This window comes from Gilvimarinus sp. 1_MG-2023, assembly GCF_030548285.1.
The window spans coordinates 1-230 of the sequence record NZ_JAUOSC010001889.1 but is presented as its reverse complement, the minus strand read 5'-3'; the positions used below and the strand labels follow the sequence as shown (position 1 = coordinate 230).

The 230-nt window shown below is 60.4% G+C and carries 1 pseudogene; it reads left to right on the top strand.

Annotation, left to right across the window (positions count from 1 at the left end):
- A pseudogene (locus Q4563_RS23260) lies at positions 1 to 230 on the top strand (ABC transporter ATP-binding protein); the annotation flags it as partial.

Below are 230 nucleotides of genomic sequence, written 5' to 3'. Positions count from 1 at the left end.
AGCAATCCCAGCGTGCTGCTGCTGGACGAACCCACCGAAGGCATCCAGCCCAGCATCATCAAGGAAATGGCGCGCACCCTGCGCACGATCCGCGACCAGCGCAAATTGTCGATCATCGTTTCTGAGCAGGTGCTCAGTTTCGCCCTGGACGTCGCCGATCGCATCCTGGTGATCGAGAAAGGCAACATCGTCCTCGACGTGCCTGTCGAGGAGGCCGATCAGGCCACCAT